Origin of the sequence: uncultured Paraglaciecola sp., assembly GCF_913058035.1 — a bacterium.
GTDB lineage: Bacteria > Pseudomonadota > Gammaproteobacteria > Enterobacterales > Alteromonadaceae > Paraglaciecola.
This window is the reverse complement of sequence record NZ_CAJXPA010000031.1, coordinates 1-16480: the sequence shown is the minus strand read 5'-3', so window position 1 is coordinate 16480 and position 16480 is coordinate 1. Positions and strand designations below refer to the sequence as shown.

General features: G+C 39.2%; 15 protein-coding genes and 1 tRNA gene. 10 read left to right on the top strand and 6 right to left on the bottom strand.

The genetic code is table 11. The features are described 5' to 3' along the window. The 3 genes from QZ562_RS06140 (at position 1) to QZ562_RS06130 (ending at position 2181) form a co-directional block, all read left to right on the top strand. The gene (locus QZ562_RS06140; protein ID WP_293758156.1) at positions 1–1410 is read left to right on the top strand and encodes an NAD(P)(+) transhydrogenase (Re/Si-specific) subunit beta; all 1410 of its coding nucleotides are present in this window, start codon (positions 1–3) and stop codon (positions 1408–1410) included. Positions 1411–1556: 146 nt separating this feature from the next. Further along, positions 1557–1641, top strand: a tRNA-Leu gene (locus QZ562_RS06135). A gap of 306 nt (positions 1642–1947) precedes the next feature. Further along, the gene (locus tag QZ562_RS06130) at positions 1948–2181 is read left to right on the top strand and encodes an HlyD family efflux transporter periplasmic adaptor subunit (protein WP_293758154.1); all 234 of its coding nucleotides are present in this window, start codon (positions 1948–1950) and stop codon (positions 2179–2181) included. 1003 nt (positions 2182–3184) lie between these two features. Here QZ562_RS06130 and QZ562_RS06125 read toward each other — a convergent pair. The 6 genes from QZ562_RS06125 to QZ562_RS06100 all read right to left on the bottom strand — a co-directional run bounded on the left by QZ562_RS06125 (position 3185) and on the right by QZ562_RS06100 (position 9910). Next, positions 3185–5890: an ATP-binding protein gene (locus tag QZ562_RS06125; protein ID WP_293758152.1), complete on the bottom strand. Its 2706-nt coding sequence runs from the start codon at positions 5888–5890 to the stop codon at positions 3185–3187. Positions 5891–5908: 18 nt separating this feature from the next. Beyond that, positions 5909–7204 (bottom strand): extracellular solute-binding protein, encoded by a 1296-nt coding sequence (locus QZ562_RS06120; RefSeq protein ID WP_293758211.1) that lies wholly within the window; start codon positions 7202–7204, stop codon positions 5909–5911. Between the two features lie 126 nt (positions 7205–7330). Continuing rightward, positions 7331–7717, bottom strand: coding sequence for a DUF4426 domain-containing protein (locus QZ562_RS06115; RefSeq protein WP_293758204.1), 387 nt, complete (start codon positions 7715–7717; stop codon positions 7331–7333). 52 nt (positions 7718–7769) lie between these two features. Continuing rightward, the gene (locus QZ562_RS06110; protein ID WP_293758150.1) at positions 7770–8312 is read right to left on the bottom strand and encodes a YggT family protein; all 543 of its coding nucleotides are present in this window, start codon (positions 8310–8312) and stop codon (positions 7770–7772) included. 68 nt (positions 8313–8380) lie between these two features. After that, entirely contained in the window at positions 8381–9202 is an 822-nt protein-coding gene (gene proC / locus QZ562_RS06105; RefSeq protein WP_293758147.1) for a pyrroline-5-carboxylate reductase, read from the bottom strand. A gap of 24 nt (positions 9203–9226) precedes the next feature. Then, complete coding sequence (locus tag QZ562_RS06100; RefSeq protein WP_293758144.1) at positions 9227–9910, bottom strand: YggS family pyridoxal phosphate-dependent enzyme; 684 nt, start codon at positions 9908–9910, stop codon at positions 9227–9229. 29 nt (positions 9911–9939) lie between these two features. Here QZ562_RS06100 and QZ562_RS06095 point away from each other — a divergent pair, with 29 nt between their 5' ends. From QZ562_RS06095 to QZ562_RS06065, 7 genes are all read left to right on the top strand, one after another. After that, positions 9940–10989, top strand: coding sequence for a type IV pilus twitching motility protein PilT (locus tag QZ562_RS06095; protein ID WP_293758141.1), 1050 nt, complete (start codon positions 9940–9942; stop codon positions 10987–10989). A gap of 2 nt (positions 10990–10991) precedes the next feature. Further along, the gene (locus QZ562_RS06090; protein WP_293758138.1) at positions 10992–12104 is read left to right on the top strand and encodes a PilT/PilU family type 4a pilus ATPase; all 1113 of its coding nucleotides are present in this window, start codon (positions 10992–10994) and stop codon (positions 12102–12104) included. Positions 12105–12125: 21 nt separating this feature from the next. Further along, entirely contained in the window at positions 12126–12443 is a 318-nt protein-coding gene (locus QZ562_RS06085; RefSeq protein WP_293758126.1) for a DUF2007 domain-containing protein, read from the top strand. Positions 12444–12495: 52 nt separating this feature from the next. Beyond that, a complete protein-coding gene (gene xerD, locus QZ562_RS06080; RefSeq protein WP_293758123.1) occupies positions 12496–13410 on the top strand; it encodes a site-specific tyrosine recombinase XerD in 915 nt (304 codons plus the stop codon). 1081 nt (positions 13411–14491) lie between these two features. After that, positions 14492–14713: a hypothetical protein gene (locus QZ562_RS06075; protein ID WP_293758120.1), complete on the top strand. Its 222-nt coding sequence runs from the start codon at positions 14492–14494 to the stop codon at positions 14711–14713. Positions 14714–14885: 172 nt separating this feature from the next. Next, on the top strand, positions 14886–15617 hold the full coding sequence (gene dsbC / locus QZ562_RS06070; protein WP_293758118.1) for a bifunctional protein-disulfide isomerase/oxidoreductase DsbC: 732 nt from the start codon (positions 14886–14888) through the stop codon (positions 15615–15617). A gap of 85 nt (positions 15618–15702) precedes the next feature. Continuing rightward, on the top strand, positions 15703–16480 hold a 778-nt coding region (locus tag QZ562_RS06065), incomplete at its 3' end, for a DHH family phosphoesterase (protein ID WP_293758199.1).

Sequence of the window (16480 nt, the reverse complement as noted above, 5' to 3'; positions counted from 1 at the left end):
ATGATAGATGTAATTTCAAACAACGTAACTTCAATCACAGATTTAGTGATTAACTTTACATATGTTCTCGCTGCGGCCCTATTTATTTTAGGCCTAAAATTATTAGGGCATCCGTCCTCAGCACGAAAAGGTAACGCTTTATCTTCCATAGCGATGTTATTAGCAATAGTTGTCACCTTATTTGATAAACAAATTGTTAACTTCGAACTTATCGCTATTGCCATGATTGCAGGCAGCATAGTAGGAATATTTGCTGCTCGTCTAATAGCGATGACTGCAATGCCTGAGTTGGTATCTTTGTTAAATGGTATTGGTGGCTTAGCCAGCTTATTTGTTGCATGGTCAACCATAGAAGCAAATAGTCAATTATCTCATTTTGTTTTGATAGTCACCTTTTTAGCTCTATTGATTGGCGGTGTAACTTTCTCAGGCAGCTTGATTGCTTGGGCAAAACTCAGTGAGCGCATATCAGGTAGGTCGATAACGTTTAGTGGGCAAGCGATTTTCAACTTGTTGTTAGTAGCTGCTATTGTTTTCGCTGGTTATATGTTCGTCGCTCAGCCAGAATTATCGCCAGGTGTGACAACTGTATTATACGCCAGTATAGGTTTAGCATTACTGTTAGGTGTGATGTTGGTATTGCCAATAGGTGGCGCCGATATGCCGGTGGTTATTTCATTGCTTAATAGTTATTCAGGTCTTGCAGCATGTGCCGCCGGTTTTGCTCTTCAAAATAATATTCTGATAGTGGCAGGTTCTTTGGTTGGCGCAAGTGGGATAATATTAACCCAGATTATGTGTAAGGCCATGAACCGTTCGTTAAGTAACGTTTTGTTCAGTGGTTTTAAGGCTGCTGTAAAAAACGATATGGTAATAGAAGGTGAGGTAAAACCTCTATCTGCAGAAGATGCTTACTATGTATTGGAAGCGGCACAGTCTGTTGTTGTTATTCCAGGCTACGGCATGGCAGTCGCTCAAGCACAACATGCTATGAAGGAACTGCAGCAATTATTAGAAGGGAATGGTGCCGAAGTAGCCTATGCAATTCATCCAGTAGCTGGACGCATGCCGGGGCATATGAATGTGTTGTTGGCAGAAGCTGATGTTTCTTATGAGCAATTATTTGAAATGGATGAAATTAATAAGCGTATTCACAATTTTGATGTTGCTATGGTAATTGGTGCTAACGACGTGGTGAACCCCGCAGCACGAGAAATGAAAGGCAGTCCTATTTATGGTATGCCTGTTATTAACGCTGATTTAGCTAAAAACGTTTTTGTGTTAAAACGTGGCATGGCATCAGGTTTTGCCGGTGTAGATAATCCGTTATTCTTTAAACCTAATACTCGAATGATCTTCGGTGATGCTAAAGAAACTCTTAACTCTATGATTAGGCAATTCTCCGACTAGGGTCGAAAATTAGTCTTTACAATAGTATGTCGATTAAAAAGTCGGCAAACTGTTGTAAAGACTAAAAAAATTCTTGCAAGCAAAGACTCTATGGCTATAATGCCCACCTCTTGAAGATTGATTAATCAAACTTCAAGAATGACAAAGCCAGTGTGGTGGAATTGGTAGACACGCTAGATTCAAAATCTGGTTTCTTCGGGAGTAGCGGTTCGAGTCCGCTCACTGGTACCATCTTTTTGATTATTAATATTAGAAAGATAAAATAACCTGCTAATAGCAGGTTTTTTTATGTCTTTAATTTGACGATTTGTCATTATTGTCACACTAGTCATACACTAGTCCCTGGAGATCTTTATTCAAATTTACTGTCCTCGGCGCACTGTTTAGTTAGGCGGAGCCTGCACCTAAAGAGACTGGCTGAACTCACTGGTAGAATTTTAGGCGTTCGTTGGATATGGCGTGGGCTAGTTTAAACTGCGCGTCTAAGGTCTGCGAGGCACCTGTGCGCAGCAGGCAGCCACTGAGTTGCGAGAGCGCTTGCGACCGAAACAATACGCAGTGAAGCGGCAACGAATTACGGCACCTATTTCAGGCAAAGTTGTTGATCCTAAAATTACATCTGAGGAAGGCGTGATAACCCGGCGTGAGTCTATTCTAGATATAGTCCCAGACGTTCTCGACTTATTAGTAAAAGCACGAATAAAATCTAAGGATATCAACCTTATGTACGAACACTCATTTGCCGACTTTCGGCTTACCCCTTTTCTTTAGCGCATCACCCCGGCAGTAAAGGGTAATACTACCTACATTTCGACTGAACAGCTTAAAGACAAGGCCACTAATATATCTTATTAAGTAGTGCATGTTCGAGTTTCGCTCGACGCTTTAAATGAAGCAGGCAATCTACAGCTCCAAGCAGGGATGCTGACCGTGTTCTTTATTAAAGCCACGTCTCGTGATGCGTTACAGTACTTTTTGGATCTTATTACGGGATTTTTACAGTGCTCAATGCGAGAACGATGAGATATAAATCGAAAATAATACTTGTTTCCCATGCTTTAGATTTACAAGACTGGGGTAATTGAAATAACGTTGAGCTTATGGCAACAATGACTGCCCAAGGTATCTCATAAATTTTTTATCTGACAATTAGGCAAAAGAGGCACGTAAATAGCCTACTTTTGATAGTGAGAATCTTAAAACGGACAAAATTAACGATGCCATCAGTAATTGAATTGCTGACTAATGATCCTACCATCAAAATTGAACTGAATTTAAAAAGCTCATAAAAAAAGCTCATAAAAAAAGCCCATAAAAAAGCTTATAAAGAAGTTAATTCAAGGCCTGAATTTGATTTGTCTAAAAAAAAGGTTTACTCAATGACATCATTGGGAGGAAATAAATTACTATGGATTTAGGTAATTGTGATGGCAGTCCTTATTCTGCCGAGCTGCTCTATAGTTAACAAACACGCATTCGGTTGCACTTTGCAAATTAAGAGTCTTAAAGCGCTACTTGAGGGCTTTCAGGATAACCGAAGTGTTTCAGTTTCTTGGATATTCGTCTCATCTATAACGACTCGTCAAAGTTATTCCAACAACAGCGAGTCTTTCCGCAACACAACTAATTGATGTCCATACACTATTCCCACTTGCAGGTCCTCTTATGTCGACAAAGCGGCGACGAATGATTGAACTTTGATGCTGTTGGATAACGATAATAGTAGCCATGTAGTGCTTGTCTATGCTGCAAATAAGCCACCAACTAAAAACACTTAGAAGTGTTTTTGTCGTGGTCTATTTTTTTTAGGGAGATATTTTGCAATTAAATCTTCTAAAGCTTTGTGCTTAAGGGGTTTGACTATGTAGTCGTCCATTCCTGCTTCTTTGGCTTTTTTATAATCCTGCTGCATGGCGTTAGCAGATAATCCACAAATAATCAGCTTATTATGTCCACGTTGCCTAATTTCGTGTGTTGCTGCATAGCCATCCATGATCGGCATTTGTATATCCATCAACACTAGATCGTATCGAGGTGAATTGACTATTTTGGCAACAGCTTGTTGACCGTCTTCTGCGATATCAAAAGTGGCACCTAGTAGTTTAAGCATTTCGCCCGCTACCACTTGATTAATGTTGTTGTCTTCAACTAATAATATATGGCCTTCATAGTGAGTTATTTCATGTTCGAGGTTGAAGCTCTCATGCTCTGATGAATATTTTACTTCGCTCTCAAACAACTGTTGTAAAAAGCTAAAAGCCTTTTGTGGTGTAAATGGGTGGGATAAACATTCTACCGGCCATATAGATGTTAGCTGATTTGATAAGTTGCTCGGTTGTGAATTGGTGATAAATCCCACTTTTAGACAGTGGTTGATTAATTTGTCAATCAATTCATGATGGGTGCTAAATACCACCTGACTTTCGATATCTAGTAAAACAGCGTCATTATTTGTTATATCTTTAAAAGCTGCAGACAGTTGATTCAGTGGTAGGTGGTGATAATCTAATCCCGCTTTTTCGATATATAGAGTACTCAATAATCCTTTGGGACCCTCACTAAAATAGTATAACTTTCCGTCAGGTGTCGGTATAGCGGTCATTATTTCCATGTCATTGTTTGTGGTTGTTAAAATAACATCGACTTTAAACGTACTACCTTTATTCTCCTCAGACTTCACTGACACATTACCATCCATCATCTCAACTAACTGTGTCACTATGGACAGTCCTAATCCGCTGCCACCAAAGTTTCTGCTAGTAGAACCATCAGCTTGAGTAAATGAGTCAAATACACTACTTACTTGGTCTGAGCTCATGCCAATACCTGTGTCGATAACTTCAATGTACAAGGTCAGTAATTGTGTTCCTTCATGAAGTTGAAAATCTATATTGATGTAGACTTGCCCATTGCGAGTAAACTTGACGGCGTTGATACATAGGTTAAGCAATATTTGGCCTATCCTTAATGGGTCACCGATTAATTGAGCGGGTAAGTTCGGATTGACATTAAATTTCACATTGAGATTTTTTTCTAGCGCGCGATTGGCAATGTTAGCCAAAATATTGTCGAATAATGACTCTACTGAAAACTCGATGCTTTCTATATCTAACTTACCGGCTTCAATTTTTGAGAAGTCAAGAATGTCATTAATTAAGTTCATCAATATTTGACCTGAATAAGCTGCTTTGGTGAGTTGTTCTCGTTGTGATGGATTTAATTCTGAATGTGATAAGATCTCTAACATACCAATGATCCCATTCATTGGAGTGCGAATTTCATGGCTCATATTAGCCAAAAACATACTTTTAGACGCAGTGGCTTGCTCAACTTTTAGCTTGGAAATAGTTAATTGATTGTTTAACGCTTCTTGTTTGGCATTGAGTAATCGCGATTGCTCAAGAAAGGTAGTAGTTTGTTTATTTTTTTCATGAAAAACGTCTGCTGCTTGCGCTAATAGTCCTATTTCATCTTTACGCTTAAGGTTAGGAATGCTGTCAACATTTTTTCCCTTAGCTAATCGTTGAAAAACATTGGTGATAGTGTTTATAGGCAACATTATTCTATAAGCTAAAAAAAGCGCTGTAATGGCGGTTAAAATAATGCCAACCACAGAGAATAAATTACTGCTAATACGCGTATTTTCGAGGGTTTTTTTGACAGCAATATTAGTGTTCACAAACTTTTCGGTAACCAACCTATTTAGTTCTCTAGCCAAAAATAAAAATTCGTTTGCTGAACCTGCCATGACTACATTGACCAAAAATAAATAACCTCTGGTTATCTGAGTAAGTTGTAAAAAATCTTGCTCCACCTTGTCAAGTTTATTAATGGCTGTTTGAAAGTTTTTATCAGATACCAGTTGTTGGCTAATTTGTGCTTTAGCCAACGACAGTTGTTGTTGAAATGGTCTAACAAGTTGTTGTTCTGGAGTTTGTAAGTATAGCAGCAGTAAGTTTTCTGCTCTTGCTATATGGTATTTAGCTTTTTCCAGTGAATTTTGCACTGAACGAAGAGTGATATTAGCAAACAACGTTTCCAGTTCATTTAGTAACCCTTCGTTGTAAAGAACTTGTCTCTTCGTTCTGCCCACTACCACACTATTAAAATTGTCATTATAGTCATTCAGGTGGTTACGCATGCGTCTAATATAATCTAAGTACACCTCACTATCTGCCTCTTGTGAGGTAAGTTGTTCTAAACGTAATAAATTGCTGTTGTTTTTATCCATCAACAAATCGAATCTACTAATTGCAGAGTTGCTTGCAGATTCTTTATAAATAAGCACATTACGCTGTAAATCGATAACGTCGCGTTCAAGCTCACGCACTATGCCCACTTTAACTACGGCTTGCTGCGTCAAATCAAGACTGTCAACAAAGGTTGATTGCATGTTTCTAGACAAAAAAACTTGGGATAACAACAGCAGTACTAAAATGGTTAAAACGAGTAAAATCTGAGCTTTTATTGTCCTAAACACCTTATCTCCTTATTGTTCTTAAGAACTAATAAACTCATACCATTTTTGTATGCTGTAGTCATAGGTAGGCATAACAGTATTCCAAACGGCAACATTGTTAAAGCGTTGTTCATAACTTCCTCCAGTACGAATTTCGCCTTGGAGCACTGAAATATTGTCATCTGTTCCTTTAAGTGCCTGGGTGGCTTTTTTACCTTGGTACCAATAATCCCACTCTGCTTGGCTTAAGTATGAGCTAGAACGTTCGGGGTTTGAAATATAATAGCCCTGCCTTGCTATAAACGCACCTGGCCAGCCAGATAACCACCAATTCATATAATCGTAAGATGCGTCTTTACTTCTGCCTTGAGAAGCGGAGGACAAGCACATCACACCATGCCACCCACGATAACCTTCTTTTGGTGCGGCAAATGTAACTGGAATTTTTTGCCCGTTTAGAGCTGATACTGCGGGGGAAAACATGCTTTCTATTACAACTCTGCCTGACCGCATAAAATCCACTGATTCAGGTACTGAATTCCAAAAACCACTGAAGTGATTGTCACGTTTCAAGTCGATAAGTACCTTAAAAAGTATATCTAATTCTGTTTTAGTTAAATTACCAATGTCGTTAAACGTAGCCATTCCCTGAGCTTGGGTTGCTAAAGCTAAGTCAAACAATCCAATAGTAGGGGCATTGACAATACCTACTTTTCCAGAATATTTAGGGTCAAGCAACCAGCCCCAACTTTCGGTGTTATATGCTTCGCCTTTTTTAATCACATTGGTGTTATAACCAAACGAATCAACATTGTGTACATATGGCAGAAAGCTTATTTGGTCGGTATGTTCAGTACCTAATTGGCCATCGGGTTGAATATGTAAAATTTTATAAGGAGCATCCCCAGCACCAAACCTTGCTTGCGGACTGATTTTTCCAGTTTTAGATAATGGATTTATTTCGTCCCAATATTGGAGTCTTTTTTTATCAATGGGCTGGATTGAGCCACTTGCCCAAAGAGGTCTGATACTGTTTGACCATTGCTCATAAAGGTCAAACGATTGAGGTTTCATTAACGCTTTTTGTAATACAGCGGCGCTTCCATAAGACTCGAATATCAGATCGATATCTAGGTCTTCCATTGCTTTTTGGCGTAATTTCTCTTGTAAAGTAACGTGTGTGCCCAACACTCTGAGTTGAGTGCGTTGTTTGGCAAAAACATATGGCGCTTGGGTAATTGCGGTTACACCCACTACTGCTTTGCTGATAGATTTCAGAGCTTGTCTTCGGCTGGCACTTATCGAAGACTTGGCAGAGGAGTTGATAATAACCATGTATCTAGGATCCACTTAAATACTTTCAGTATAGTCGTATATTAATCTACCAATAATCTAACTGCAATAAGAAAAAGGTATGCAGTAATTTCTAAATTACTGCTCTTGAAAATATAAAACTTTGCTCTAATCAGCGTAAAATTTATGCTGAAATTTTAGATTTTTTTGCTCTACTCCATCATTAATACTGACTGATATACGGTACTGCTCTTGATCACTGAAAGGTAAGACAGCTAAATAGTAGATTGATTTCCCTTCTGTTACTTGCTTAAAATTTAACTTTTTAATGACTCCAATTAGATTTTTAGCCTCGCCTGTTAAAATTACAGACTGTGCGGATTTATCTTGTCTATCTAGTACTGAAATATTGATTAGCGCATTAAATTTACTACGCACTATGCCGTATTGTTTAGCCACTTCAGGTGTCAAAAACGTAGTAGTCAATGCGATATAGTGAACGTCCCAACTACCCAATTCTTGCTTTTGTTCTGCGTTAACTTGATAAGAAAACATCAGCCCTAACGCTAACGAAAGGCCTAAAGAATAAGAGTAAACAGTTTTTAAATTAAAAAATTCCAAACAAATCACCTAATAGTTTTTGAATAAACAGTATCAGAACAATCACTACCATTACCGATAAGTCGAGTCCGCCCATGTCAGGTAATCTTTTACGAATAGGTGCTAGCATTGGTTCAGTTAGTTGACCTAGCACTAATTCCATAGGACTTCTTCCCTGGCTAATCCAGCTCATGATGGCACGTAAAATAAGCACATACATGACCAGAGTCAGTATTTCTTTTATGACGATAACTAATGACACCACCACTAAAGATAAAATACTGAGATCGCTTCCGCCCAACACCGTATTGAGAGTGAATATTTTTAATCCAGCTACCAATAACGCTAAGACTAAGGTTGCGGTATCCAAGCGACCTATTGATGGCAACACTCTGCGTAGTGGCGCCACAATTGGTTGGGTAGCTTTAACAATAAATTGACTAAATGGATTGTAAAAATCGGCTCTGGCAAATTGTAACCACAAGCGTAATAACACTATCATTAGATAAAGGTTAAAAACAAAATCAATTAAAAACTGAACTGAACTCATATTCTGGGTTTCCTCGGTATCTGTATAAAGTGTCTAAAAAAGCGTTTGGTGAGCATAAAAAGGCTTATCTAGAATTGTTGAGCCATTTCTTCAGCGCGTTTGACCGCTGCTTGCATGGCTTTGGCTACAACCTGATCTAAGCCTTGTAGCTGAAACGATTCGATGGCCTTGGCAGTTGTTCCGGCTTTAGAAGTGACTTGGGTGCGTAGCTCGCTTATTTCAAGGTGTGGGTTGTGACAAACCATTTCAGCGGCACCTAACATTGCTTGCTGAACCATTAATCGAGCAGTGGCATGATCAAACCCCTGAAGTTCTGCTTCTTTTTGCATCGCTTCTAAAAATAAGTAAAAGTAAGCTGGGCTGCTTCCTGCTGCTGCAATGACTCCATCTATCATCGACTCTTTTTCAACCCATGCTATTTCACCCACTTGATTCATCAAGTCAGCAGCATATTGCTTATCAATTTTGTTGATGTTTATATCCGCAAACAGACCCGTCATACCTTTGCCCAGAGTGCTAGGTGTATTGGGCATCGTTCGAATAATAGGAAACGCTCCACCAAGCATTTGCTGAAGTCGTGTCGTGGGAATACCGGCTGCAATCGATACAAAGATTTTGCCATCTAGGTTCTGTTCTTCTGCGAGTTTGGCGCATACCTGCTGCATTAGTTGAGGCTTTACTGCCAGTACAATGACATCAGATATATCTACAGCGTTTTTATTATCTTGAGTCACATTAATAGCAAAATCTGCTTGGAGTGCGTTTAGTTTTCCTATTGACGGATTACTTGCCGTTATCAAGTGTGCTGGGTAAGCATTGCTAACTAAGCCACTGATGATGCTTCTTGTCATGTTACCTGCGCCAATAAAAGCTATTTTTCTGTGTTGCATGGTTGTCCTTTCGTTGCTATTTCGTTACTTACGCGAGCCAAAAATAGCTGACCCTACTCTGACCATATTACTACCATTATTAATGGCATTTTGCATATCCCCTGACATGCCCATTGATAATGTGTCAACGGATAAATATTGCTTCTTTAGCTCTTCAAACAACATTGCCATATTGGCAAAGCTGGTGGTTTGTTCTGCCTGAGACTGATTGGCTTTAGGAATAGTCATCAGTCCACGTAATCTCAGGTTAGGTAGCTCGGAAATGGCCTTGGCAAAGTCATCCAGTTCGTTAGCACTTATACCTGCTTTATTTTGATCATCATCGATATTCACTTGAATACATACGTTTAATATTTTTTTTGGTGTAACTTGATCATTCAGCCTTTGGGCTATTTTGAGCCTGTCAATTGCTTGCACCCAATCAAAATTTTCAGCTACCAAACGTGTTTTATTTGATTGCAATGGCCCGATGAAATGCCATTCAATATTATCATATGATTTTAACATTTGTATTTTCTCTACGCCCTCTTGCACGTAGTTTTCGCCAAATAAAAGTTGTCCAGCTTCATACGCTTGAACAATATCAGATACCGGTTTGGTCTTACTCACCGCTAGTAATTTTACCGCATTTAAAGGACGATGTGCATCTAAGGTAGATTGCTCGACGGTTATTTGTACGCTTTTGAGTTGTTCTGCTATGGTTTTCATATTGCAACATGTTACACGGAGAATATTGATTGGATATTACCGAACTTTTGGCCTTTAGTGTTAAAAATAAAGCTTCTGATTTACACCTTTCTGCAGGTTTGCCTCCGATCATACGTGTTGACGGTGAAATGCGGAAACTGAACGTACCCACTCTGAATCATAAAGAAGTGCATGCTTTGATTTTTGAAATTATGAACGATAAGCAACGTAAAGAATATGAAGAAAATCTTGAAACTGACTTCTCCTTCGAAGTAAAAGATTTGTCACGCTTCAGGGTCAATGCTTTTGTTCAAAACCGCGGTGCGGCAGCGGTATTAAGAACTATCCCTAACGAAATCCTAAGCTTAGATGACTTAGGCGCACCACAAATATTTAAAAATATTATCAATCAACCAGCTGGTATTATACTTGTGACTGGAGCTACGGGGTCGGGTAAAAGTACCACTTTAGCAGCGATGATTGATCATATTAATTCAACAAAACGTGAACATATTTTAACCATCGAAGATCCCATCGAATTTGTACATGAAAATAAACTTTGTCTGCTTAATCAACGTGAAGTACATCGCGATACTCACAGCTTTAACAATGCGCTACGCTCAGCGTTACGTGAAGACCCTGATATTATCTTGGTGGGTGAATTACGAGACTTAGAAACGATTCGTTTAGCCATATCAGCTGCTGAAACGGGTCATTTAGTGTTTGGGACACTACATACCAACTCTGCACCTAAGACAATTGATAGATTAATTGATGTGTTCCCTGCAGCAGAAAAATCTATGATACGTTCTATGTTGTCTGAGTCTTTGCGAGCGGTTATTTCACAAACTTTGTTGAAGAAAAATGGCGGCGGGAGGGTAGCGGCACATGAGATTATGCTGGGTACACCCGCTATTCGAAATTTGATCCGCGAAGATAAAGTGCCACAAATGTATTCGGTTATTCAAACTGGCCAATCACATGGTATGCAAACCATGGATCAGTGTTTACAGCGGTTAGTCGCACAAGGGATTATTTCGGCCCAAGATGCAGCAGCAAAATCCATTGATAAAAAACCAATTTCAAGCTTTGGGAATTGATTATGGAACTCACACCTTACTTAGAAGAAATGCAAAGTTTAGGCGCCTCAGATTTGTTTGTCACCGTTGGTTTTCCAGTGAGTGCGAAAGTAAATGGTCAAATGACTTCCTTAGGTGGCAGTAACTTAACCGAGGATGAGGCGCTAACTTTAGTACATGACGCCATGAGCAATAAACAAAAAGACGAGTTTGAACAAACTAAGGAATGCAATTTTGCTATTGCTCGGGATGAAATAGGTCGCTTTCGTTGCAGCGCCTTTTGGCAACGAGATATGGCTGGCATGGTGGTTAGGCTAATAGTCACACAAATTCCGCAAGTATCAGAACTAGGTTTACCTGAAGTATTAAAAGACGTGATTATGTCTAAACGCGGATTGTTATTATTTGTAGGTGCAACCGGTACAGGTAAATCGACCTCATTAGCGGCATTGATAGGACATAGAAATCAACATTCGAAGGGACATATTTTAACTATCGAAGACCCAATAGAATTTGTGCATGAACATGCAAATTGTGTAGTGACCCAGCGAGAAGTGGGTATCGACACTAAGTCTTTTGATGACGCATTAAAAAGTTCATTACGCCAAGCACCTGATGTGATCATGATTGGTGAAATACGCTCGATGGAAACCATGGAATATGCGATGGCTTTTGCTGATACTGGTCATTTATGTGTGGCGACATTGCACGCTAATAATGCTAATCAGGCCATTGAGCGAATTATGCATTTGGCACCACCAGATCAACATGAAAAATTACGTTTTGATTTAAGTTTGAATATGCGAGCCATTGTTGCTCAGCAATTAGTGCCTACACCAGATGGAAAAGGCCGGGTGGCAGCTATCGAAATACTGCTTAATTCACCGTTAGTTTGCGACCTAATACAGCGTAACGAAATTGGTGGCTTGAAAGAAGCTATGAAGAAAGGCAAAGAAATAGGTATGCAGAGTTTTGATATGGCCCTGTACGATCTTTATAAAGCAGGAAGAATTACCTTAGAGCATGCTATCCATCATGCCGACTCACCTAATGATTTACGTTTGATGATTAAGTTAGACTCTAGTGATGGTAACCAACTTGGTTCATTAACCAATGTTTCTATCGATATGGACTAATTACAATCTTTAAGGACATTCTTGAATAAAGTTTACACTCATCACGACCGTTTTATGGTATTTCAAATTAAACAACTGTTTGATAAAAAGGGTATTCCTTGTTTTGTAAAAAATGAATTCGCCATAGGTGCCATGGGTGAACTATCCCCCATGGATGTGTTGCCTGAAGTCTGGATCAGCGATCTTGAATGGTTGCCTGTAGCTCATCAACTTATAAGAGACTTTGAAAATCAAGCTGTCGACTCATATCCTTGGGTCTGTAAGCATTGTCATGAACCCAATGGTGCTAGTTTTGAAATTTGTTGGCAATGTGGAGAAGATAGTGATGCACAAGTCTAGTCCCTTACTGCTCGAACAAACGAGTCCTCAATACTAATGAACAGTGACTTTTATGCCTCTAAATAACGCCGATTCTAACCAACTAGAAAATTTTATTGAAGCGATGTGGCTAGAAAAGGGGTTAAGTGAAAATACTCTTAGTGCTTACCGATCTGATTTAACTAAATTTGCACTTTTTCTCGAACAACAAAATGAGCTCGATCAGTCATTACAATTGATTGATTTTAATCAGGATGTGTTAAATCAATATCTAGCGAATCGTTATGACAGTGGGTTGTCCGGACGAAGTACATCCCGATTTTTAAGCAGTCTTCGTAGCCTGTGTCAATATATGCTTCGGCAAAAAATTCGCAGCGATGACCCTGTCAGCCTGCTACAAAATCCAAAACTTCCTCAATTGCTGCCTAAAACGTTGACTGAGTCACAAGTCATTGAATTATTAAATGCACCTAAAACTGACGATCCTATTCAACTTCGTGATAAAGCCATGTTAGAAGTGCTGTATGCCACAGGCTTGCGAGTTACTGAGTTAGTTAGCTTACGGCTAGACCAATTAAGTCTTCAGCAAGGCGTGGTAAGAGTCACTGGTAAAGGCAATAAAGAGCGACTGGTGCCGTTAGGTGAGGACGCAGTTGACTGGGTGTCTACTTTCTTAAAGCAAGGGAGAACTGCGTTACTTAAATCAGAAAGTGACGTCATTTTTCCCAGCAAACGTGGAGTGCTCATGACCCGCCAAACATTTTGGCACCGTATTAAGCTCTACAGCCAGATTGCAAATATTCAATCAGACTTATCACCACACACCTTACGCCATGCATTTGCAACTCATTTGCTCAATAATGGAGCTGATTTGCGTGTTGTACAAATGTTGTTGGGACATAGCGATTTATCTTCCACACAAATTTATACTCACGTGGCGACTGAACGATTACAAAAACTGGTGGCAGAGCACCATCCACGAGGATAATGTTTAAAAAGTAGGTGGGAATATTCGTGTGTGATGTTTATCCAACATGTATTTTAAAGGAGTAAATGTGTGAAATAAGTGGTTGGAGCATGTCGACAGAGATCAGTAACAGGTACTTTTTCTTGAAACACACTTTAAATTTTCAATTGAGTGGTAGTTTTGTAACAGATTTTTCAGACTCAAAACAACAGACTGTCACTATTTAATGGTGGTATACGGGCTAAAGAAAAACTAATTGCTATCACTACACCTATCCACTATGTATTTGTATACCCTCCCGATAAATCCCTTGAAGAAATAGTCGCATTAGTAACAGAGTTGTCTGGAAACAAGTTCAGTATAAATTTTCAGGAATACTAAGGCATAACATTCCATCAAGGGTATGACAGGACGAGCGCCTTGAGGTTTTGCATCTATTAGGCGATTTAAGTAGTGCAAAAATAATACTTATATCATGATATTTTTAGCTCGTTATACTGAAATAAATCCTAATAAAAGAATGGATTTTATACTGTCTAATACATGTAATTGAAAAAAAAGGTTAGAGGCTATAATAGTCAAACTCGTTAAGTGGGTCGAATAAAACTCATAAGAGTCTTACAACTGCTTTAGGAAAAACCATGCAAATCTAAGTGACCTTGCTACAGAAATGAGATTAGTTTCAATTTTAGTGGGGTGGCCGAGGAAAAATTAAACAGTGTCATCAATCAGTTGGGAGAATTATCGTTTAACTTAACTGACTATTGTGATGAAGAGTATTGCTAATACATTATCTCATTCAAGTAACTGTCGAATTTTAACGAATAGCGTTCAAATTGTGAATGAGCACAGAGTGACTCAATCTGCTTTATTGGCTTGGAGTCGAGCAGAGCAGACCCACAAGACGCCACTGCATGACTAGACACGTTAGACAGTCGATACCAACCAGACCGTCGTGAAAATTTATTAATGAGTTGGTTACTAAAAAAACCTGCCCGAGCGGCTGATTAATATATAACCCCCCTAATGAAATGTCACTTCAAGCAAAAGTGGATAAAATATTGCAGACAATGAGCTATTTAAGCCCTAGAAAAGCTTTGACATGGCTAAAAAACAAACTGACGTAGACCTTGCACAACTATATAAATCATTACTAAGTCGAACATCACACGCCAATTCAGAATTCTCTAGAGACAATCTCTACTTGATTAAAGATAAGGTATCCAATGTGGCTGTATCACACTCAATTGATCAAGGGTTGCAGCGCATTAGTCAGGTCAAAGCTGATGAATTCTTAAAATTATCCGTTGCAAGGTGGACTTGAAAAAAGAATAAAAAAACTGCCTCTAGCATTAGAAAGTCAAAAACAAGTAGTTACATACAGATTTACCGAACTGTTTGGTTTGAACAGCGTATTCCGTTAAACTACATAAATACATTTGAAATTATTTGACCCAAATAGGGTCTTATCAATATAGCAATCAGTTGGACAAATTATGAAAAATTGGACAAAAATTGGTTTGGCACTATCTGGATTGGTCAGTGCTGTCAGCCTTAATACTTTTGCAGCAGATGATGCTCCAAATTATGGCCAAGTAAAAGCCAAGCTGCAAGCCTCATTAGGTATGCAGGTCAGCTCGATTGGTGATGCGCCAGTTTCTGGCTTGTTGCAAGTGATGACAGAAAAAGGGTTGTTTTATACCAGTGAGGATGGAAAATATTTATTACAAGCACGTATATACAATATTGAAGATGGTATGCGCAATGTCACCGAAGAGGCTCTTGGGAGTGTGCGTTTAGGTGGTTTGAAAGAGTTTAAAGACGCATTTATCGAATATAAAGCAGATAAAGAAAAATACGTGGTTAACATATTTACCGATATTACTTGCGGCTATTGCCGCAAGTTGCATAACGAAATGGACCAATATAATGCCCTAGGTATTACAGTGCGTTATCTTGCCTTCCCTCGTGGTGGTATCAATAGCAATTCATTCACTGATATGGTTTCTGTTTGGTGTGCTGATGATAAGCAAGAAGCAATGAATAACGCCAAAGCGGGTGGCACAGTGGCTAACAAAAATTGTGAAACCAAAGTTGCAGAGCAATATGCTTTTGGGCAGAGAATTGGGGTGAACGGTACACCTAACATTATTATGCCCAATGGTTCAGTTATCCCTGGTTATCAACCGCCCAAGCAACTCGAAGAAGCACTGAAAGCCATTCTGTAATTAGCATGACCGACATGTTTTTAAGCCTGTGTTGTTGCAGGCTTTTTTGTTTTCATATTTCCAATGGATAAATATTTAAGTGCAAATTAGTCGCAGACTCAAAAAAGATACCCAACATCTCCCTGATCCGTTGCATCCAAGATTAAAACAAATATATGCTGATAGAGGTATCGAGGATGCCGCGCAACTGAATCGTAGCGCAAAAGCACTGCTACATTTCAATCAATTACAAGGTGTTGAAAAAGCAGTTAGTTTGTTGTCTGAAGCTATAGCGACCAACAAAAAAATTATAATAGTGGGTGACTTTGACGCCGATGGTGCTACGAGCACCGCGCTAAGTATGATGTCATTAAGCTTGATGGGTTCGACGAACCATGATTACTTAGTGCCAAATCGTTTTGACTTTGGTTATGGTTTAAGTCCGGAGATAGTTGAAGTAGCCGCTCAACAACAAGCAGAAGTTATCATGACGGTCGATAATGGTATCGCTTGTTTTGCTGGTGTTGAAAAGGCTAAGTCTTTGGGTATAACCGTTATTGTTACCGATCATCACTTAGCCGCTGAATCATTACCTATCGCTGACGCTATTGTAAATCCAAATCAGCCAGGTTGTGGATTTTTGTCTAAAAATTTAGCGGGTGTAGGTGTCGCTTTTTATCTAATGCTTGCGTTGCGAGCAGAGTTGAAATCCAATGGATGGTTTGCACAGCAAGGTTTACCTGTCCCTAATTTAGCTGATTTTCTTGATATAGTGGCACTGGGCACTGTTGCTGATGTAGTGCCATTAGATGAAAATAATAGAATACTGGTGCATCAAGGTTTACAACGTATCCGTAGTGATAAATGTCGGCCGGGAATACAAG